The sequence below is a fragment of the Siccibacter turicensis LMG 23730 genome, from assembly GCF_000463155.2.
Classification (GTDB): domain Bacteria; phylum Pseudomonadota; class Gammaproteobacteria; order Enterobacterales; family Enterobacteriaceae; genus Siccibacter; species Siccibacter turicensis.
Genome location: NZ_AWFZ01000050.1, coordinates 374,629 through 394,863, shown reverse-complemented (window position 1 = coordinate 394,863; position 20,235 = coordinate 374,629). Strand labels below are relative to the sequence as shown.

Annotated in this window: 20 protein-coding genes; 15 read left to right on the top strand and 5 right to left on the bottom strand. The window is 58.8% G+C overall.

What is annotated here, in order from left to right; translation table 11 throughout:
• The first annotated feature begins 66 nt into the window (after positions 1–66).
• Positions 67–1,386 carry an MATE family efflux transporter DinF gene (dinF, locus tag DW58_RS17720; RefSeq protein ID WP_024548679.1) on the top strand — a complete coding sequence of 440 codons (1,320 nt, stop codon included), beginning with the start codon at positions 67–69 and terminating at the stop codon, positions 1,384–1,386.
• A gap of 229 nt (positions 1,387–1,615) precedes the next feature.
• Complete coding sequence (locus DW58_RS17715; protein WP_024548678.1) at positions 1,616–1,825, top strand: CsbD family protein; 210 nt, start codon at positions 1,616–1,618, stop codon at positions 1,823–1,825.
• 127 nt (positions 1,826–1,952) lie between these two features.
• Here DW58_RS17715 and zur read toward each other — a convergent pair whose 3' ends face one another.
• The gene (gene zur, locus DW58_RS17710; protein WP_024548677.1) at positions 1,953–2,468 is read right to left on the bottom strand and encodes a zinc uptake transcriptional repressor Zur; all 516 of its coding nucleotides are present in this window, start codon (positions 2,466–2,468) and stop codon (positions 1,953–1,955) included.
• Between the two features lie 105 nt (positions 2,469–2,573).
• On the opposite strand from zur, the gene DW58_RS17705 reads away from it, so the two are divergent.
• From DW58_RS17705 to pspG, 4 genes are all read left to right on the top strand, one after another.
• A complete protein-coding gene (locus DW58_RS17705) occupies positions 2,574–3,062 on the top strand; it encodes a cupin domain-containing protein (protein WP_024548676.1) in 489 nt (162 codons plus the stop codon).
• 164 nt (positions 3,063–3,226) lie between these two features.
• Positions 3,227–4,504 (top strand): conjugal transfer protein TraF, encoded by a 1,278-nt coding sequence (locus DW58_RS17700; protein WP_024548675.1) that lies wholly within the window; start codon positions 3,227–3,229, stop codon positions 4,502–4,504.
• Between the two features lie 91 nt (positions 4,505–4,595).
• Positions 4,596–5,594, top strand: a complete 999-nt coding sequence (gene dusA, locus DW58_RS17695) for a tRNA dihydrouridine(20/20a) synthase DusA (protein ID WP_024548674.1) — start codon at positions 4,596–4,598, stop codon at positions 5,592–5,594.
• 133 nt (positions 5,595–5,727) lie between these two features.
• Complete coding sequence (gene pspG, locus DW58_RS17690) at positions 5,728–5,985, top strand: envelope stress response protein PspG (RefSeq protein ID WP_024548673.1); 258 nt, start codon at positions 5,728–5,730, stop codon at positions 5,983–5,985.
• A 177-nt stretch (positions 5,986–6,162) separates the two neighbouring features.
• Here the strand turns inward: pspG and DW58_RS17685 are convergent, their stop codons facing one another.
• Positions 6,163–7,146 carry a quinone oxidoreductase gene (locus DW58_RS17685; RefSeq protein ID WP_024548672.1) on the bottom strand — a complete coding sequence of 328 codons (984 nt, stop codon included), beginning with the start codon at positions 7,144–7,146 and terminating at the stop codon, positions 6,163–6,165.
• 137 nt (positions 7,147–7,283) lie between these two features.
• Here DW58_RS17685 and dnaB point away from each other — a divergent pair, with 137 nt between their 5' ends.
• From dnaB to DW58_RS17660, 5 genes are all read left to right on the top strand, one after another.
• Positions 7,284–8,690 carry a replicative DNA helicase gene (gene dnaB, locus DW58_RS17680; protein ID WP_024548671.1) on the top strand — a complete coding sequence of 469 codons (1,407 nt, stop codon included), beginning with the start codon at positions 7,284–7,286 and terminating at the stop codon, positions 8,688–8,690.
• 170 nt (positions 8,691–8,860) lie between these two features.
• Positions 8,861–9,940 (top strand): alanine racemase, encoded by a 1,080-nt coding sequence (gene alr, locus DW58_RS17675; RefSeq protein WP_024548670.1) that lies wholly within the window; start codon positions 8,861–8,863, stop codon positions 9,938–9,940.
• Positions 9,941–10,086: 146 nt separating this feature from the next.
• Positions 10,087–11,280, top strand: coding sequence for an aromatic amino acid transaminase (tyrB, locus tag DW58_RS17670; protein WP_024548669.1), 1,194 nt, complete (start codon positions 10,087–10,089; stop codon positions 11,278–11,280).
• A 198-nt stretch (positions 11,281–11,478) separates the two neighbouring features.
• The gene (locus DW58_RS17665; RefSeq protein WP_024548668.1) at positions 11,479–11,901 is read left to right on the top strand and encodes a secondary thiamine-phosphate synthase enzyme YjbQ; all 423 of its coding nucleotides are present in this window, start codon (positions 11,479–11,481) and stop codon (positions 11,899–11,901) included.
• On the top strand, positions 11,898–12,251 hold the full coding sequence (locus DW58_RS17660; RefSeq protein ID WP_024548667.1) for an MmcQ/YjbR family DNA-binding protein: 354 nt from the start codon (positions 11,898–11,900) through the stop codon (positions 12,249–12,251). Before DW58_RS17665 ends, DW58_RS17660 begins: the two co-directional genes overlap by 4 nt.
• Before the next feature lie 27 nt (positions 12,252–12,278).
• Here DW58_RS17660 and uvrA read toward each other — a convergent pair whose 3' ends face one another.
• Positions 12,279–15,107, bottom strand: a complete 2,829-nt coding sequence (gene uvrA, locus DW58_RS17655) for an excinuclease ABC subunit UvrA (protein ID WP_024548666.1) — start codon at positions 15,105–15,107, stop codon at positions 12,279–12,281.
• Positions 15,108–15,415: 308 nt separating this feature from the next.
• Here uvrA and ssb1 point away from each other — a divergent pair, with 308 nt between their 5' ends.
• On the top strand, positions 15,416–15,958 hold the full coding sequence (ssb1, locus tag DW58_RS17650) for a single-stranded DNA-binding protein SSB1 (RefSeq protein ID WP_024548665.1): 543 nt from the start codon (positions 15,416–15,418) through the stop codon (positions 15,956–15,958).
• 98 nt (positions 15,959–16,056) lie between these two features.
• Here the strand turns inward: ssb1 and DW58_RS17645 are convergent, their stop codons facing one another.
• Positions 16,057–16,332 (bottom strand): YjcB family protein, encoded by a 276-nt coding sequence (locus DW58_RS17645; RefSeq protein ID WP_024548664.1) that lies wholly within the window; start codon positions 16,330–16,332, stop codon positions 16,057–16,059.
• Positions 16,333–16,962: 630 nt separating this feature from the next.
• On the opposite strand from DW58_RS17645, the gene DW58_RS17640 reads away from it, so the two are divergent.
• The gene (locus DW58_RS17640) at positions 16,963–18,549 is read left to right on the top strand and encodes an EAL domain-containing protein (protein ID WP_024548663.1); all 1,587 of its coding nucleotides are present in this window, start codon (positions 16,963–16,965) and stop codon (positions 18,547–18,549) included.
• Positions 18,550–18,557: 8 nt separating this feature from the next.
• Here DW58_RS17640 and soxS read toward each other — a convergent pair whose 3' ends face one another.
• Positions 18,558–18,881, bottom strand: a complete 324-nt coding sequence (gene soxS / locus DW58_RS17635; RefSeq protein WP_024548662.1) for a superoxide response transcriptional regulator SoxS — start codon at positions 18,879–18,881, stop codon at positions 18,558–18,560.
• Positions 18,882–18,965: 84 nt separating this feature from the next.
• Between soxS and soxR the strand changes: the two genes are divergently transcribed.
• Positions 18,966–19,421 carry a redox-sensitive transcriptional activator SoxR gene (gene soxR, locus DW58_RS17630; protein WP_024548661.1) on the top strand — a complete coding sequence of 152 codons (456 nt, stop codon included), beginning with the start codon at positions 18,966–18,968 and terminating at the stop codon, positions 19,419–19,421.
• A 77-nt stretch (positions 19,422–19,498) separates the two neighbouring features.
• Positions 19,499–20,167, top strand: a complete 669-nt coding sequence (locus DW58_RS17625) for a glutathione S-transferase family protein (protein WP_024548660.1) — start codon at positions 19,499–19,501, stop codon at positions 20,165–20,167.
• The last annotated feature ends 68 nt before the right edge of the window (positions 20,168–20,235 follow it).

Genomic DNA, 20,235 nt, shown 5'->3' with positions numbered 1-20,235 from the left:
GCATCCTCATGGCGGCCCGCGCCGCCGTGGGGCTATCCTTCCTGTTAACAACCTGTCCGGGGCGGCATGGCGTTCTTCTCCTCCACCGATAAAGCACTGTGGCGCCTCGCGCTGCCGATGATCTTCTCGAACATCACCGTGCCGCTGTTGGGCCTGGTGGATACGGCTGTGATCGGCCATCTCGACAGCGCAGCCTACCTTGGCGGCGTCGCGGTCGGCGCCATGGCGACCAGCTTCCTGTTTATGCTGCTGCTGTTCCTGCGGATGAGCACCACCGGGCTGACGGCCCAGGCGTACGGTGCCAAAAACCCGGTGGCGCTGGCGCGGGCGTTGGTTCAGCCGCTGCTGCTGGCGCTGATCGCCGGATTCGCCATCTTTGCGCTGCGTGGGCCGCTGATCGATCTTGCGCTGCACATTACCGGTGGTAGCGAAGAGGTGCTGGTTCAGGCACGGCGTTTTCTGGAGATTCGCTGGCTGAGCGCCCCCGCCTCGCTGGCGAACCTGGTGCTGCTCGGCTGGCTGCTGGGCGTGCAGTATGCCCGTGCGCCGGTGATCCTGCTGGTGGTGGGTAACCTGCTGAACATTGTTCTCGATCTGTGGCTGGTGATGGGCCTCGACATGAACGTTCAGGGCGCTGCGCTCTCCACGGTGATCGCCGAATACGTCACCTTTGTGATTGGCCTGATGATGGCCTGGAAGGTGTTGCGGCTGCGCGGCGTCAGCATTGAGATGCTAAAAACCGCGTGGCGCGGCAATATTCGCGCGCTGCTGGCGCTCAATCGCGACATCATGCTGCGCTCGCTGCTGCTTCAACTGTGCTTCGGGTCAATCACGGTGCTGGGCGCGCGGCTTGGCGGTGAGATCGTCGCGGTGAACGCCGTGCTGATGACGCTCCTGACCTTCACCGCCTATGCGCTGGACGGGTTTGCCTATGCGGTAGAGGCTCACTCCGGCCACGCGTTTGGCGCGCGGGACCGCTCATCGCTGCTCAACGTCTGGCGCGCTGCCTGTCGGCAGGCAGGGATTGTGGCGCTGGCGTTTGCGCTGGTGTATGCCTGCTTTGGCAACAGCATTGTGGCGATGCTGACGTCTATCGAGGCGCTGCGCCAGCTCGCCGGGCACTATCTACCGTGGCAAATCCTGCTGCCGCTGGTTGGCGTGTGGTGCTATTTACTGGATGGCATGTTTATCGGCGCAACGCGGGGCAGGGATATGCGTAACAGCATGGCGGTTGCCGCGCTCGGCTTCGGTGCCACGCTATTACTGCTTCCGGTACTGGGGAATCATGGTCTGTGGCTGGCGCTGTGCGTCTTTCTCGCCTTGCGGGGCCTGACGCTTGGCTGGATGTGGCGACGCTACTGGCGCAACGACCGCTGGTTTACATAGTCGGTTACACCCCTTTGCGCGCTTTTAAAATTACCTCAGCTCCCTGAATCGACAGCGTTTTTTCCTGCTTTCGCCGCTCGGTCTGGCCATCATATGGTTAAATATTCTGAATCGCAGCCGCTGTTCCGAATGCCCTACTATAATAACTATCACGTCCAGCAGGAAATGAGATGATGCCGGGACGGAACGACACGAGATATCTCATACACCGAACGATGAGGACATTATTATGAATAAAGACGAAGTCGGCGGTAACTGGAAACAGTTCAAGGGTAAAGCGAAAGAGCAATGGGGCAAATTGACTGACGATGACATGACCGTTATCGAAGGTAAGCGCGATCAGCTGGTCGGTAAGATCCAGGAGCGCTACGGCAACACCAAAGATGAGGCTGACAAGCAGGTGACTGACTGGGAAACCCGTCATGACTATCGCTGGTAACGCACTCTGATTGAGTTGTGCTAACCCTCGGGCCTACCCAGCCCAGGTACAAGGATGTACCGCTTAGCTTTACCCACTTACTCTCTGGCTCTTCTTCCCTGACGTAATTCTCTGACGCTTCTCTACGCTACTTCCCGCGCTTTTTACTCTGCACCGTATGATCGTGATTGCACGCATCATGGCTGCTACAGGCTTCCACTTCCACGCACAGTGAACACAGTCCATGCGCTTCAATAACGTTATGACGCAGGGCAAATCCCATTCGTGCCGCCACGGCATGCAGAATATCCTCAACACCTTCCGCGCTCTGCTCCTTCACCTGGCCGCATCGGTCACAGATGTACATGGCTGAGGTATGGGTCGGCTGATCGATGAGGTGGCACAGCACATAGCTGTTGGTGGACTCTACCTTGTGAACAAAACCTTGCTCTAACAGGAAGTCCAGCGCGCGGTAGACCGTGGGCGGCTTAGCCTGCGGCTCGCTTACGCGCAGCAGGTCGAGCAGATCGTACGCGCTGATGGCCCCTTTTTGCAGCGTCATCAGGCGCAGCACTTCAAGGCGCTGCGGGGTCAGGCGCACATTGCGCTGCTGGCAGAGCTTTTCAGCCTGCGCTAACACAGTTTGAGATGTGGTCATATCCATCAGCAACCTCCGGAAAAAAGCAGAGTGTTACTTTATCACGAAGCTGGTAAAACGCCGAGATTCCGCTTCATTTAAAGAACCTGCTGTTAACCTGTGAGGCATTTTATGAAACGTCCCGATTTTATTCGCCACTGGCGCGAGCTGGAAGGTAAAGACGAGCCTGGCTATGCCGACAGCCCGGAGCGATTTTCCATTGGCGCGCCGCTGGCCCGCACGCTTGGCTTAACGCGGCTCGGTATCCATCACGAACGGCTGCCACCCGGTCGGCGTACCTCCTATCCGCATGCCGAAAGCCAGGAAGAGGAGTTTGTTTACGTGCTCGAAGGCCAGCCAGAGGTGTGGATCAACGGCCAGCTGTGGCCGCTGGAGCCTGGCGACAGCGTGGCGTTTCCCGCCGGAACGGGCATCTGCCATACCTTCATTAATAACTCTGACGCCGATGTTCGCCTGTTAGTCATTGGCGAAGCGAATAAATCGGAAAACCGGATATACTACCCGCTCAACGAGGAATACGCTGCCACCCGCGAGGATCGCTGGGTCGATCACCCCGAGCAGATTTTTGCACCTCATGACGGGAAACCTTCACGAAAATGAAACCCTCGTCTATATACATTTAGTAACGTTAAAAAAATTACAGGGAAGTCAGACCATTCTTTTGGGCCTCGGCCGTTTCGTTATGCACTACAGCAATCGCCAGCCCCTTCGCCGCCTGAACTGGCAGGGGTATAAGTCTTCATCTGATAATAAGACGGTACACTGTGAAAAAATTATTCAAACCTTCGGTGGTATCCATCGCACTCTCATGCGTCTTTGCGCACCAGGCTTATGCTGCAAATAACTGGGCCGAAGCGCGTGGCGACGCGATGGGGGGCACGGGCGTTGCGTCAGCCCATTATGGCAGTGGTGTATTAATTAACCCGGCGTTGCTGGCGAAAGCCGAGCCGGAAGACGACATTACGGTAATTCTGCCGGCGGTTCAGGCACAAATCACCGATCCAGATAACCTGCGCGATGAGATCGACGAGATCAGCGATCGCATCGACTACTACGACGATATTGTCGACAGCCTCGGGCCGGGCGATCTGCTGAACATTGGCACCCGTTTCCGTCAGTTCCAGGGCGCCGCGGGCGAACTGGCTGATAAGCTGGAATACCTCGACGGTAAATCTGCCCGGGCGAATGCCGCGGCGGGCGTAGCGGTCAGTATTCCTAACGACGTGCTGTCGGTCGCGTTCGTCACCAAAGCCTACGCCCACGCGCGTATCAGCTCACGCATTGACCCGAACGACATTACCTACCTGCGTACTATTCAAAATAACGATCTGTTCGCCGGCGGCGAAATTCTTAACGCGGTCATCAACGGCGGGGACGCCATCACGGACAACCTGCGCTCATCGGCGTTTGGTCGCGCCGCGATTGTCACCGACTACGGTATTGCCGTGGCGAAGAAATTTGATATCGGCGGCGTGCCGGTGTCCTTCGGTGTGACCCCGAAACTGCAGCAGACCTGGCTGTATAACTACTCCGCTTCCATCTATAACTACGACAGCAGCGATCTGCGTAATAACCGCTATCGTAAAGACGATACCGGCTTCAACGTCGATGCTGGCGTGGCGGCAGATTTCGGCGAAAACTGGACCGTTGGCCTGAGTGGCCAGAACCTGATGTCACGCGACCTGGATACCAAAGAGGTTAACGGCTTCAAGGATACCTATCAGATCCGTCCGCTGGTTACCGCTGGCGTGGCGTGGAAAAACGATCTGGTTACCCTGAGCGCCGATGGCGATCTGACCCCGACCAAGCACTTCAAAAGCGAAGATGACTCCCAGTACGTGGGCGTCGGCGGTGAGATCCGTCCGCTGAGCTGGCTGGCGGTTCGCGCCGGTTACCGCGCTGACGTGAAGGACAACGATGCCAACGTCGTGACCGCCGGTGTCGGCTTCGCACCGTTCGAAAAAGTGCGGCTCGACCTCACGGGCCTGGTGGGCGAAGACGAGACCTGGGGGGCCGGGGCGCAGCTGAGCCTCACCTTCTGATAACCGCGCCGGAGGCTCACGCCTCCGGTTCTTTTTTATGCTATAGTCCCGCCCCTGTTTTTTGACCCGGAACACCAACCCTGTAGCCACTATGTTGCCTGAAAAATCCGCTTCGACGTTTCCCGCACACCGCTTTTCCATCGCGCCCATGCTCGACTGGACCGATTGCCACTGTCGCTATTTCCTGCGCCTGCTGTCGAGCCATACGCTGCTCTACACCGAAATGGTCACCACCGGTGCCATCATTCACGGTAAAGGGGATTATCTGGCGTACAGCGAGGAGGAGCATCCGGTTGCGCTTCAGCTGGGCGGCAGCGATCCGGCGCAGCTGGCGCAGTGTGCGAAACTGGCGGAAGCCCGTGGCTATGACGAAATCAATCTCAACGTCGGCTGCCCGTCAGACCGCGTGCAGAATGGCCGCTTCGGCGCCTGCCTGATGGGCGACGCGCCGCTGGTCGCCGACTGCGTGAAGGCGATGCGCGATGTGGTCTCTATTCCGGTCACCGTCAAAACCCGTATCGGCATTGACGAGCAGGACAGCTACGAATTCCTGTGCGAGTTTATCGAAACCGTATCGGGCCGCGGCGAGTGCGAGATGTTTATCATCCACGCCCGCAAAGCCTGGCTCTCGGGCCTCAGCCCGAAAGAGAACCGCGAAATTCCGCCGCTGGATTATCCGCGCGTCTGGCAGCTGAAGCGCGACTTCCCTCAGCTCACGCTAGCCATCAACGGCGGAATTAAAACGCTCGATGAGGTGAAAACGCATCTTCAGCACGTGGATGGCGTGATGGTCGGGCGCGAGGCCTACCAGAACCCCGGCATTCTGGCGAACATCGATTGCGAGATCTTTGGCGTGGAGGGTAGCGGCCGCGATCCGTTCGAGGTGGTGCGTGCCATGTACCCTTATATTGAGCGTGAACTGAGTCAGGGCGCGTATCTTGGCCATATCACGCGCCATATGCTCGGCCTGTTCCAGGGTATCCCGGGCGCGCGTCAATGGCGGCGCTACCTGAGTGAAAATGCGCATAAGCCGGGCGCGGATATTCAGGTGCTCGAAAATGCATTGCAGCAGGTTGCGGGACGACGTTAAACCCGCCACAACCTGGTGAAATTGACCACGCCCTGCGCGTCTGCGCGGGGCTTTTTGTTGCTTATTCAATACGTTAAAGTTGGCACGTATTTTGTAAGAGTCATACCATTATGGGTTAAGTGGAGTATGACGCATGCTGGAACTCCTGTTTGTGGTCGCCTTTTTTCTGGTGCTGCTCGGTACCGGCGTATCGCTGTTTGGCATTCTTGCCGCGCTGGTGCTGGCAAGCATAGTGATGATGTTTGGCGGGCTGTTTGTGCTGTTCCTGCACATGCTGCCGTGGCTGCTGCTGGCGGTGGCGATCGTGTGGGTGGTGAGAGCCTTCAAAAAGCCCCAACCGACGCGCTATCAGACCCGGCGTTACACCGTTAAGCGCCGCTGGCGTTACTGATGGATGCGTGATTGATCACATCTTTGTAACTTTTATCCCTGCGGTGGCCGTCGCAGAATAGGATTTACCGGGCGGATCTGTCACTATGCAGCGGCTGTTACACGAATTCATCGTTCTGTACCCTACAGGCAGAACGAACAATAAGAAAAAGGGCTTCCCTCGGGAAGCCCTGACTATTTAAGGGATCAGCAGACTCGATCCCTGCGTGGCGCGGCTCTCCAGCGTCTCGTGCGCGTGCCGGGCATCCGCCAGGGCAAAGCGCTGGCTTTCCGGCACCTCCACCTTAATGACCCCGCTGGCAATCAACGAGAACAGCTCGGCGCTGGCTTCATCCAGCTCCTCGCGAGTAGTGATATAGCCCTGCAGGGACGGGCGCGTGACGTAGAGCGACCCTTTCTGATTGAGAATGCCGAGATTAACGCCGGTGACGGCCCCCGACGAGTTCCCGAAGCTCACCATCAGCCCGCGACGTTGCAGACAGTCCAGCGACGCTTCCCAGGTATCTTTTCCGACCGAGTCGTACACCACGCGCAGCTTTCTGCCGCCGGTGATCTCCCGCACCCGCTCGGCGATATTCTCTTCCCGGTAGTTGATGGTTTTCCACGCCCCGGCCTGGATGGCACGCTGCGCTTTCTCCGCCGAGCCGACGGTGCCAATCAGGTGCGCGCCCAGCGCCTTCGCCCACTGGCAGGCAATCAGCCCAACGCCGCCCGCCGCCGCATGGAACAGGAACGGCTCCTCGGGCTGGATTTCATAGGTTTTACGCAGCAGGTAAAAGACCGTCAGGCCTTTCAGAAACGAGGCCGCGGCCTGTTCAAAAGAGATGGCGTTCGGCAGAAGCGCGGCCTTATCGGCAGGCACGTTGTGCACCGTACTATAGGCGCCCAGCGCGGCCTGGGCGTACACCACCCGGTCGCCCGCTTTGAGGTGCTTAACGTCGCGGCCCACTTTGCTGACCACGCCTGCGGCTTCGGTGCCCAGCCCGGCCGGCAGCGCCGGAGGAGGGTAGAGGCCACTGCGAATATAGGTATCAATGTAGTTGATGCCGATAGCGCGGTTCTCTACCTGAATCTCATGCGCGGCAGGGTCGGCTGGGGTAAACTCCACGGCGCTGAGCACCTCTGGTCCGCCATGCTGGTGAAATTCAATACGTGTTGCCATGTCTCCTCCGGTGTCATATCGTTGTGCGGCGGTTTATACCCGTCACCCTTCAGGCCGCGTCAATGCGACTGCAACCTGACCCGACAAGGGTATATAATGCCCCGTTTCCCTAATCTAACTCGGTAACTCCATTCACTATGGCAGGAAATAAACCCTTCAACAAACCTTCTGAAACCCGCGATCCGCAGGTCGCCGGGCTGAAAGTGCCGCCACACTCCATCGAAGCGGAGCAGTCGGTGTTGGGCGGGTTAATGCTGGACAACGAACGCTGGGACGACGTGGCAGAACGCGTGGTGCCCAACGATTTCTACACCCGGCCGCATCGTCATATCTTTACCGAAATGCAGCGCCTGCAGGAGATGGGTAAACCCATCGACCTGATTACGCTCTCGGAATCCCTTGAGCAGCAGGGCCAGCTGGACGGCGTCGGTGGGTTCGCCTACCTTGCGGATCTCTCCCGTAATACACCCAGTGCCGCGAACATCAGCGCTTATGCGGATATCGTGCGTGAACGTGCGGTAGTGCGCGACATGATCAGCGTCGCCAACGAAATTGCCGACGCCGGGTTTGATCCCCAGGGGCGCAGCAGCGATGAACTGCTCGATCTGGCGGAATCCCGCGTATTCCAGATCGCCGAAAACCGCGCCAATAAAGACGAAGGGCCGAAGAGCGTCGACCAGATCCTTGAAGCCACCGTCGCGCGTATCGAAACCCTGTTCCAGCAGCCGCATGACGGCGTCACCGGGGTGGACACCGGCTATCAGGATCTCAACAAGAAAACCGCCGGTTTGCAGCGTTCAGACCTGATTATCGTGGCGGCGCGTCCTTCAATGGGTAAAACCACCTTCGCCATGAACCTGTGCGAAAACGCAGCGATGCTGCAGGACAAGCCGGTGCTGATCTTCAGTCTGGAGATGCCCGCAGAGCAGATCATGATGCGTATGCTCGCCTCGCTGTCGCGCGTTGACCAGACCCGTATCCGTACCGGCCAGCTGGACGACGAGGACTGGGCGCGCATCTCGGGCACCATGGGCATCCTGCTTGAGAAGCGCAATATGTATATTGATGACTCCTCGGGCCTGACGCCGACTGAAGTGCGCTCCCGCGCGCGCCGTATCTTTCGCGAGCACGGCGGCCTGAGCCTTATCATGGTCGACTACCTTCAGCTGATGCGCGTACCGTCCCTCTCCGATAACCGTACCCTGGAGATCGCCGAGATCTCGCGCTCGCTCAAAGCGCTGGCGAAAGAGCTTCAGGTGCCGGTGGTGGCGCTCTCGCAGCTTAACCGCTCGCTGGAGCAGCGCGCTGATAAGCGTCCGGTGAACTCCGACCTGCGTGAATCCGGCTCCATCGAGCAGGATGCCGACCTGATTATGTTTATCTACCGTGATGAGGTGTATCACGAGAACAGCGACATGAAAGGCATCGCCGAAATTATCCTCGGCAAGCAGCGTAACGGTCCGATCGGGACGGTGCGCCTGACGTTTAACGGGCAGTGGTCGCGGTTTGATAACTATGCGGGACCTCAGTACGACGACGAATGACGAATTTGGCTATTTTACTTGCGATTTTGGGCTTGGGCAGTGCTCGCCATCCTCACGTACTTGAGTACGCTCCGGTGGCTGTGCGCTGGCCGCACCCAAACTCGCTGCGCCAATAACGCCAAATTATTACGCAAAGAAAACCAGAGACTACACAACAGCAAGGAAAGACAATGCAAGCGGCAACCGTTGTTATTAACCGCCGCGCTCTGCGACACAATCTGCAACGCCTGCGCGAACTGGCGCCTGCCAGCCGGCTGGTGGCGATTGTGAAAGCAAACGCCTATGGGCATGGTCTGCTGGAGACCGCCCGTTCCCTTCCTCAGGCCGATGCCTTTGGCGTGGCGCGTCTCGAAGAGGCGCTGTGCCTGCGCGAAGGCGGTATCACCCAACCCATTCTGCTGCTGGAAGGCTTCTTTAACGCCGCCGACCTGCCGATGATTTCCCGGCTTGAACTGCACACCGCGGTGCACAGCGACGAGCAGCTCGCCGCGCTCGAGCAGGCGCAGCTTGATGCCCCGGTTACCGTGTGGATGAAGCTGGATACCGGGATGCACCGTCTCGGCGTGCTGCCGGAGCAGGCGGAGGCGTTCTATCAGCGCCTGGTCCGCTGTCCGAACGTGCGTCAGCCGGTGAACGTGGTCAGCCACTTCGCCCGCGCCGACGAGCCGGAATGCGGTGCTACCGAGCGCCAGCTCGATATCTTCACCACCTTTACCGAGGGCAAGCCCGGCCTGCGCTCTATCGCGGCCTCCGGCGGCATTCTGCTGTGGCCGCAGTCGCACTTTGACTGGGTGCGCCCTGGCATCATCCTCTACGGCGTGTCGCCGCTGGAGGGCGGGGCGCGGGCGGCAGATGCCGGCTTTATGCCCGCCATGTCCCTGACCTCAAGCCTGATTGCGGTGCGCGAGCACCACGCGGGCGAACCGGTGGGCTACGGCGGCACCTGGACCAGCACGCGCGACACCCGTCTGGGCGTGGTGGCGATGGGCTATGGCGACGGCTATCCGCGCTGTGCGCCGTCAGGCACGCCGGTGCAGGTGAACGGCCGTGAAGTGCCGATTGTCGGGCGGGTGGCGATGGACATGATTTGTGTCGATCTCGGCCTGGATGCGCAGGAGCGCCCCGGCGATGAAGTGCTGTTCTGGGGGCCATCGCTGCCGGTCGAGCGTATCGCTGAGATAACAAAAGTAAGTGCTTACGAACTTATCACCCGCCTGACGCCGCGGGTGGCGATGCGCTACACCGACTAAGCCACCCGGCTTCCACGCGGGCGGCGCGCCGTCGCCCGCTCAGGTCCTCTCCCCGTCACGTATTAACACGCCAGTAACTTCTCGATCTCCCGTGCTATCCGGTTTATTGTGTTTCGATACCCCACCGTAACTCTGGAGAACCACGCGTGTTTCAGAACGTTGACGCCTACGCCGGCGACCCCATCCTGTCCCTCATGGAACGTTTCAAAGACGATCCCAGCCCGGATAAAGTCAACCTCAGCATCGGTCTGTACTACAACGAAGACGGCATTATTCCGCAGCTGGACGCGGTAGCCCAGGCCGAGGCGCGGCTCAACGCCCAGCCTCACGGGGCGTCGCTCTATCTGCCGATGGAAGGCCTGAACGCGTACCGCAGCGCCATCGCGCCGCTGCTGTTTGGGGCCGATCACCCGGCGCTGCGTGAAGGGCGCATTGCCACTATCCAGACGCTGGGCGGCTCAGGCGCGCTCAAAGTGGGTGCCGACTTCCTGAAGCGCTACTTCCCGACCTCACAGGTGTGGGTCAGCGATCCAACGTGGGAAAACCACGTTGCCATCTTCGCGGGCGCGGGCTTTGAGGTGAATACCTACCCGTGGTTTGACGAGGCCACCGGCGGCGTGCGCGTTGAGGCGCTGCTGGAGACGCTGAACACGCTGCCGGCGCGCAGCATCGTGCTGCTGCACCCGTGCTGCCACAACCCGACCGGGGCCGACCTGACGAACGACGAGTGGGACCGCGTGACCGCTATCCTGAAAGCGCGCGAACTGATCCCGTTCCTCGATATCGCCTATCAGGGCTTTGGCGCCGGCATGGAAGAGGACGCCTACGCCATCCGGGCTATCGCCAGCGCCGGGCTTCCGGCTCTGGTGAGCAACTCCTTCTCAAAAATCTTCTCGCTCTACGGAGAACGCGTCGGCGGGCTGTCCGTGGTGTGCGATGACGCTGAGGCGGCGAGTCGCGTGCTGGGCCAGCTGAAAGCCACGGTGCGCCGTATCTACTCCAGCCCGCCGAATTTTGGCGCGCAGGTCGTCGCCACGGTACTCAACGATGCGACGCTGAAAGCCGGCTGGCTGGCCGAGGTGGAAGCGATGCGTCTGCGTATCATCGCCATGCGTCAGGAGCTGGTGAGGGTGTTGAAAGACGCCATGCCGGGCCGTGATTTTGACTATCTGCTGCGCCAGCGTGGGATGTTCAGCTACACCGGCCTGAGCGCTGCCCAGGTGGAACGGCTGCGCGAGGAGTTCGGCGTCTACCTGATTGCCAGCGGGCGCATGTGCCTGGCGGGCCTCAACAGCCGCAACGTTCACCGCGTGGCGCAGGCCTTCGCCGCTGTAATGTAAGCACTTACTGACTTTGCAGCCATCGAACGAGGCGACAGGCATCCCGTTTGCCGCCTCGTTTTTTTTCCTCTGCCTTCTGCGCGACGCCGCCTCCGGCCCTGCCTGCGCCGTGCCATTTACATTAAATTACCGCAAGGATTTTGCCTTTTGGCGCGCAGCTTACACACTTAACGGGACATTCTTTTACAGGAGTACATTATGTGGGTTCAGCAGACCGTGACGCTTAAAGCGAAACCGCGCGGCTTTCATCTGGTTAACGAGGAAATCTTCGGCCAGCTACCGGCCCTGTCGCGTATCAGAACGGGGCTGTTACACCTGCTGCTTCAACACACTTCCGCGTCTCTCACGCTGAATGAAAACTGTGACCCGACGGTACGCCAGGACATGGAGCGCCATTTCCTTAAGGCCGTACCGGACGACGCACCCTACGAGCATGACTACGAAGGGCCGGACGATATGCCAGCGCACATTAAGTCGTCGCTGCTGGGAGTATCGCTCCTGCTGCCGGTGAGTCAGGGCCGGGTGCAGCTCGGTACGTGGCAGGGGATCTGGCTGGGAGAACATCGTATCCACGGCGGCGCACGAAAAATTATCGTGACGCTACAAGGAGATGAACAATGACGCATTCGGAGATTTTGCAATACTGCATGAACAAAGCGGGCGCAACCCAGGACGTCCACAGCGACTGGAAGGCCACGCAGATCAAAGTGGCGGACGTGCTGTTTGCGATGGTGCATGACGTTGACGATCGCCCGGCTATTTCGCTGAAAACCAGCCCGGCGCTGGCCGAACTGCTGCGCGACGAACATGACGACGTGTTCCCCAGCGCGCGTCTGAACAAAGCCCACTGGAGCACGGTGCATCTGGACGGTGCGCTGCCGGACTCTCAGCTCTATTTTCTGGTGGATGCGTCCTATCAGCAGGTGGTGGATTCGCTGCCCGAAAGCGCCAGACAGCAGCTGGCAGGCTAAAAAAAACGCCCCGTAAGGGGCGTTCTGTCAGGCGTTCAGCAGAGGCTTCAGGAAGCGCGCGGTGTGCGACGCTTCGCACTCCGCCACGGTTTCCGGCGTACCGGAAACGAGTATTTCCCCGCCGCCGCTCCCGCCTTCCGGGCCGAGATCGACAATCCAGTCCGCGGTTTTAATCACGTCCAGGTTGTGCTCAATCACCACGATGGTGTTGCCCTGATCGCGCAGCTGGTGAAGCACCTGCAGCAGCTGCTGAATATCCGCAAAGTGCAGACCGGTGGTCGGCTCATCGAGAATATAGAGCGTCTGCCCGGTGCCGCGTTTTGACAGCTCACGCGCCAGCTTGACGCGCTGGGCTTCACCGCCGGAGAGCGTGGTGGCGGACTGACCGAGACGAATATAGGTCAGGCCAACATCCATCAGCGTCTGGAGCTTGCGCGCCAGCGCCGGAACGGCATCGAAGAACTCACGCGCTTCTTCGATGGTCATATCCAGCACTTCATGGATGGTTTTGCCCTTGTACTTAATCTCCAGCGTTTCGCGGTTATAGCGCTTGCCTTTGCACTGGTCGCACGGCACGTAGATATCCGGCAGGAAGTGCATCTCGACCTTGATAACCCCATCGCCCTGGCAGGCTTCACAGCGCCCGCCACGCACGTTAAAGCTGAAGCGGCCTGGCGTATAGCCGCGCGAGCGTGATTCCGGCACGCCGGCAAACAGCTCACGCACCGGAGTAAACACGCCGGTGTAGGTTGCCGGGTTAGAGCGCGGCGTACGGCCGATCGGGCTCTGATCGATGTCGATCACCTTGTCGAAATGCTCCAGCCCCTGGATCTCGCGATAGGGCGCCGGTTCGGCCAGGGTGCCGCCGTTGAGCTGGCGCTGGGCCAGCGGGAACAGCGTGTCGTTGATAAGCGTCGACTTCCCGGAGCCGGATACGCCGGTGACGCAGGTAAACAGGCCCACCGGCAGCGTCAGGGTGACATCTTTCAGGTTGTTGCCGCGCGCACCGCTCAGCTTCAGCACCTTTTCCGGGTCGGCAGGGACACGGTTTTTCGGCACATCAATCTTACGCTTGCCGCTCATAAACTGACCGGTGAGCGACTCCGGCACCGCCATAATGTCTTTCAGCGTACCTTCCGCCACCACCTGGCCGCCGTGCACACCGGCACCCGGTCCGATATCAATCACGTGGTCCGCAGCGCGAATGGCGTCCTCGTCGTGCTCGACGACGATAACCGTGTTGCCGAGGTTACGCAGGTGAACCAGCGTGCCGAGCAGACGCTCGTTATCGCGCTGGTGCAGGCCGATGGACGGTTCGTCCAGCACGTACATCACGCCGACCAGCCCTGCGCCAATCTGGCTTGCCAGACGGATACGCTGGGCTTCACCGCCGGACAGGGTTTCCGCTGAGCGGGAGAGCGTCAGGTAGTTAAGGCCGACGTTCACCAGGAACTTCAGGCGATCGCCAATCTCTTTCAACACTTTCTCGGCGATCTGCGCACGCTGACCGGAGAGCTTCATGTTGTTGAAGAAGTCCATCGCATGGCCGATGCTCATGTCGGAAATGGTCGGCAGCGCGGTGTCTTCGACAAACACGTGGCGCGCTTCACGATTCAGACGCGTTCCTTCGCAGGTAGCGCACGGACGGTTGCTGATGAACTTCGCCAGATCTTCACGCACCGCAGAGGATTCCGTCTCTTTATAGCGACGCTCCATGTTGTGCAGCACGCCTTCAAACGGATGGCGGCGCACGGAGGTATCCCCGCGGTCGTTGATGTATTTAAATTCAATGGTCTCTTTGCCCGAACCGAACAGCACAACCTTCTGCACGTTGGCACTCAGGCTGTCCCAGGGGGCATCGACGTCGAATTTGTAATGCTCCGCCATTGAGCGCAGCATCTGGAAATAGTAGAAGTTACGGCGATCCCAGCCGCGGATCGCACCGCCGGCCAGCGACAGCTCACCGTTCTGGATAACACGTTCCGGGTCGAAGTACTGCTGCACGCCAAGCCCGTCACAGGTCGGGCAGGCACCCGCCGGGTTGTTGAACGAGAACAGACGCGGTTCAAGTTCACGCATGCTGTAGCCGCACACCGGGCAGGCGAAGTTGGCAGAGAACAGCAGTTCCGGCACGCTGGTGTCGTCCATATCGGCAACCACCGCAGTGCCGCCGGAGAGATCCAGCGCGGTTTCGAACGACTCGGCCAGGCGCTGGGTCAGGTCTTCGCGCACTTTGAAGCGGTCAATGACCACTTCAATGGTGTGCTTCTTCTGCAGCTCAAGCTTCGGCGGATCGGAGAGATCGCACACTTCGCCGTCGATACGGGCGCGGATATAGCCCTGACTCGCCAGGTTTTCCAGGGTTTTGGTGTGCTCGCCTTTACGCTCTTTGATGATCGGTGCCAGCAGCATCAGGCGCTTGCCTTCCGGCTGGGACAGCACGTTATCGACCATCTGGCTGACGGTTTGCGCCGCCAGCGGCACGTCGTGATCCGGGCAACGCGGCTCGCCCACGCGGGCATAAAGCAGACGCAGGTAGTCGTGAATTTCGGTGATGGTACCCACCGTGGAGCGCGGGTTGTGCGACGTGGATTTCTGTTCGATGGAAATCGCCGGCGAAAGCCCTTCGATATGATCAACATCCGGCTTTTCCATCAGTGACAGGAACTGACGCGCATAGGCCGAGAGCGACTCGACGTAACGACGTTGCCCTTCTGCATAGAGGGTGTCAAAAGCCAGAGAGGATTTGCCTGAACCCGAAAGCCCGGTCACGACAATCAGCTTGTCGCGGGGGATAACGAGGTTGATGTTTTTGAGATTGTGGGTGCGGGCGCCCCGAATTTCGATCTTATCCATTCACCTTTCCCGGAATAAAAGCGTAAGCCTGGTATTTTCTTCGCCTGCGGCGGCATCTCTGCGGCATCGCAACAGGATGAGGTCGCGGCTGAAGACAGAAGGACAACCGGCGATCAGAAACGGCTAATTATGACACAAATTAACCTGAATGGATATACAGTGTTGGGAGGCGCTGTCCAGATTGCCTTGCAATAATGTTTCTCTGCAAAGACATTGTGGAATGAGGCTCGCAGCGATTACACTACGCGGTTTCAATGGTAGACCTCACGGTTTACACTCTAAAGAAACGTTTTTCAGGAGACACGAACATGGCCAGCAGAGGCGTAAACAAAGTGATTCTCGTCGGGAATCTGGGTCAGGACCCGGAAGTTCGCTATATGCCAAATGGTGGCGCAGTTGCCAACATTACCCTGGCCACGTCAGAGTCCTGGCGCGATAAGCAAACCGGCGAAACCAAAGAGAAAACCGAGTGGCACCGCGTTGTGCTGTTCGGCAAGCTGGCGGAAGTGGCCGGTGAATATCTGCGTAAAGGTTCTCAGGTTTACATCGAAGGTGCACTGCAGACGCGTAAATGGACCGATCAGGCGGGCGTTGAAAAATACACCACCGAAGTCGTGGTCAACGTGGGCGGCACCATGCAGATGCTGGGTGGCCGTCAGGGCGGTGGCGCACCGGCCGGTGGCGGTATGGGCGGCGGCCAGCAGCAGCAGGGCGGTTGGGGTCAGCCTCAGCAGCCGCAGGGCGGCAACCAGTTCAGCGGCGGCGCGCAGTCTCGCCCGCAGCAGCAGAACAACGCGCCGGCACAGTCCAACGAGCCGCCGATGGATTTCGACGACGATATCCCGTTCTGATCCGCAGCACGTCTGCTTCAGAAAACAAAAAAGCCTCTGTTCGCAGAGGCTTTTTTTATGGCGGCGTCGTGTTTACCGCTTATCCGACAGGCGGGGTGCTACATCACCGGAAACTGTGGCGGCGCCTGCATGGCGGCATCCACCATTATGGTCTTCACGTTTTCCCAGACCCGAGCCATATCGAACAGGGTAATGCCCAGCAGGCCGGTGGCGAACCAGCAGGCGGCGGCAATGCCAAGTCCGGTACAGATAATCGCCAGCCCGCGATAGTCGGTCTTGCGCAACTGAATATTCAGCGTGCTGGCCAAAAACATCAGCAGCGCGCTCAGTAACGGCCAGCGCATCAGCAGCACGCCGGTAGTTATGGTAGCCATTAAAACATCCTCAGCAAAAATCCACGCATTCCGCGTCAGCGCGTGCGCCAGAGGTCTGCGCGACCAGCAGATGCGAAAGGGTAAAAAAGAGAATTGCACTCTGTTACAAGAGTTGTGTGAACTCTATCACATTTGATGATTATATCGCCAGTTCTGACAGCGCAGATCGCGTGTCCGGCGACGCAGCACAGGCTTCGCAGGACAGGTTGCGCAGCCGGACGCCCGACGACAATCGGTGCGCGTTCGGCGGCGTTTTAGGCGTTGCACGGTGAGGCGCACGCTGGCTCTTCTGGCTGCGCTGTTGAACCGATGATGCACAATTAAAACGTCAGCCGCGACAAAACCGAACGGCGTAATTAACTACTCTTCTGCCGATTATTTTTTCGTCGCGGTTTGCTCCTCGTGATTAAGAAAAACCGTAATTCTGGGAAAATAAAACGATTGGCTTGTGATGCACAGCCTGAAATTTGACTTTAGTTGCGCTGGCTATATTTAGAGCAGTATTCAAGGGGCGTGCGGGAATAAAAAAGTCAGTTGCCAAATACGCTATCTTCATGCACCGTAATGCCAATTTATGACGTGTCTGAACGCCGTCAAAAGTGACACGTTTAGCAGGGATATCTGACCATCATGCATCACGCGGCAGGGCGTAGGGCGTTGCGTATTACCGGTATTATCATGGTGGTATTACTGCCGGTGATCTTTTCAGTCTGGTTTGCCCAGCTGCGCGCGGTGAGCGATACCCGCGATCATCTGCGCTCGTTTGCGCAGTTAATTCTTAACCGCACCAGCATGGTGGTGCAGGACGCGCTGCTTGCCCGTTCGATGGCGGCAAGTTTCAGAGGTGACATCTGCAGCGACGCGCACCGCCAGTTTATGCTGGATATTGTGCGCGGCCATTTATTTGTTGAAGATATCATTTACGCCCGCGGCGATAATTTTTTATGTTCCACGCAATTTACGCTGCCGCATCCGTGGACCATTCGCCACGCTAATTTTACGCGCCCACCCGATACCGCCATCTATTATTATCGCGACACCCCGTTTTATGCCGGATATAAAATGATTTATATGCGCGAGGGGAATTATGCGGTGGTGATCAACCCGCGCGCCTATGGCGATGTCATGTCCGATGACGCCTCCATTATCTATGGCACCTACGATACGATTAACGATGAGTTTTTCTCCCTGAGCCCACACGGGGATATGAAAACGCTCAGCCCGCTCATTCGACGTAAAGAGCAGACTTTCCAGCTTGATGGCCGCTTCTATACTATTGCCCGCTCTCCGAACCGTCCGGTGGCGATTATCGTCTCCACCACCATGACGCGGTTCCACGATCAGTTCTGGCATGAGTTAACGCTGACGCTGCCGCTCGGCCTCATCTGCAGTGTGATTGTGATTGTGGTGTGGACACGCACCCGCCAGCAGCTCAACTCCCCGCGTCGCCGGCTTACCCGTGCGCTGAACAAGCAGCAGCTGTGCCTCTATTACCAGCCGATTATCGATATTCGTCATGGCCGCTGCGTGGGTGCCGAGGCGCTGCTGCGCTGGCCTGCCTTTAACGGAATGACCATGAGCCCGGCGGAGTTTGTCCCGCTGGCGGAAAAAGAGGGGATGATTGCCCATCTGACGGATTACGTAGTGGACCGGCTGTTTAACGATCTGGGCCATTATCTCGCCGGGCAGCGTGAGCTCTATATCTCGCTTAATCTGTCGGCGACGGATTTTAATTCGCCGCGGCTTATCGCCATGATTGCCGATAAGCTGGTGCGTTACCGGGTGCTGCCCCATCAGATTAAGATTGAGGTTACCGAGCGTGGATTTATTGATGTGCCGAAGACCACCCCGGTTATTCAGGCGTTTCGCCAGGCAGGGTATGAAATTGCCATCGACGATTTCGGCACCGGTTATTCCAACCTGCACAATCTGCACTCCCTGAACGTCGATATCCTGAAGATAGATAAATCCTTTATCGATCCGCTGGCTACCCACGGCGCCAGCCATCTGGTGGCGGAACATATTATCGGGATGGCGCAGAGCCTGCGTCTGAAGGTGATTGCCGAAGGCGTGGAAACCCTCGAGCAGGTGAACTGGCTGCTAAAGCGCGGCGTACAGTTCTGTCAGGGATGGTATTTCGCAAAAGCCTTGCCGCCTCAGGCGTTTATCGCCTGGGTCGATAAACCTGAGGCGGCAGCGATCCCGCAGCCGGAGTAACGGCAGGGTTACGCGCTGTGGCGGTAATCGGTCGGCGTCCGATCGAACTCCCGGCGGAACACGCGGGAGAAGGTTTGCTGCGACACGTAGCCATAATCCATGGCGATATCAAAAATAGGGCGCTCGGTGGTGCGCAACGCTTCGGCCGCCATCAGCAGCCGCCGCTGACGAATGTACTCGCCCAGAGTCTGGTGCATGACGGTGCGAAACATCCGCTGCAAATACCATTTCGAATAGCCTGATTTTCGTGCCACCACGTCGATATTCATAGGTTGATCGATGTGGTCATCGATCCACGCCGTCAGGGCGCTGACGATCTCCTGATGTGACATAGCTCTTCCTCATGCTGAGTTATCGATTAGCCGTTCAGTGTGGCCAGGAGTATAATTCCTCAAGTTAACTTGAGGTAAAGAGCTATGGAGAAGAAAAATTCGCGCGTTAAAACGCTGCTGACGCCGGGCGAGGTGGCAAAGCGCAGTGGCGTGGCGGTGTCGGCGCTGCACTTCTATGAGAGCAAAGGTCTGATTCAGAGCACGCGCAACGCCGGGAACCAGCGGCGTTATCGTCGCGACGTGCTGCGATCGGTGGCTATCATCAAAATTGCCCAGCGTATCGGTATTCCGCTTGGCACCATCGGCGAGGCGCTGGGCGTGCTGCCTGAAGGGCAGAAAATGAATGCCAAAGCCTGGAAGCAGCTCTCGTCCCAGTGGCGCGATGAGCTGGATCGCCGCATCCACACGCTGACCGCGCTGCGCGACGATCTGGATGGCTGCATCGGCTGCGGGTGCCTGTCGCACCGCGACTGCCCGCTGCGCAACCCTGGCGACCGGCTGGGCGAACAGGGCACCGGTGCGCGCCTGCTGGAGGAGTAGCGCCGGGTTAATAAATTTCTGCCGCATGGCTGGCCGGTTACCTATAGTTAATTAACTGAATAACCACGAGGTTCGCCATGCTGATCGTTCACCATCTCAACCACTCTCGTTCGCAGCGCGTGCTTTGGGCGCTGGAAGAACTCAACCTGCCGTATCAGATTGTGCGTTACCAGCGCGAGCCAACCATGCTGGCCCCGCCGGCGCTGAAGAAAGTGCATCCGCTGGGAAAATCACCGGTGGTGGAAGACAACGGGCTGATCCTCGCGGAATCCGGCGCGATACTGGAGTATTTGCAGGAAACCTATGACGGCGACAACCTGCTGCGCCCCGACTCGCCGGGCGAGAAGCTGGCCTGCCGTTTCTGGCTGCACTATGCGGAAGGGTCGCTGATGCCGCTGCTGCTGATGAAGCTGGTCTTCACCAGCCTCGGAAAGAAGCCGGTGCCCTGGGCGCTGCGGCCGATCGGCAAAGCGCTCGGGCAGGGCGTGCAGAAGGCGTATCTCAATAAACAGCTGGTGACCCACGCGGACTACATCGAAAACCACCTGGCGCAGTCCACCTGGTTTGCCGGCGAAAGCTTCAGCATTGCCGATATCCAGATGAGCTATCCGGTGATGGCGCTGCTGGCGCGCGGCGGGATGCGCGATCTGGAGCACACCAACGCGTGGTACCAGCGTATTCAGCAGCGTCCGGCGTTCGAGCGCGCTATTGCCCAGGGCGGCCCGTTTGACATCCCCGGAGGGTAAGAAAAATGTTATCAGGTTGCGCAGCAACGATAACGTTTGCGCATCCTGTGACCATTCCCACGCCGCAA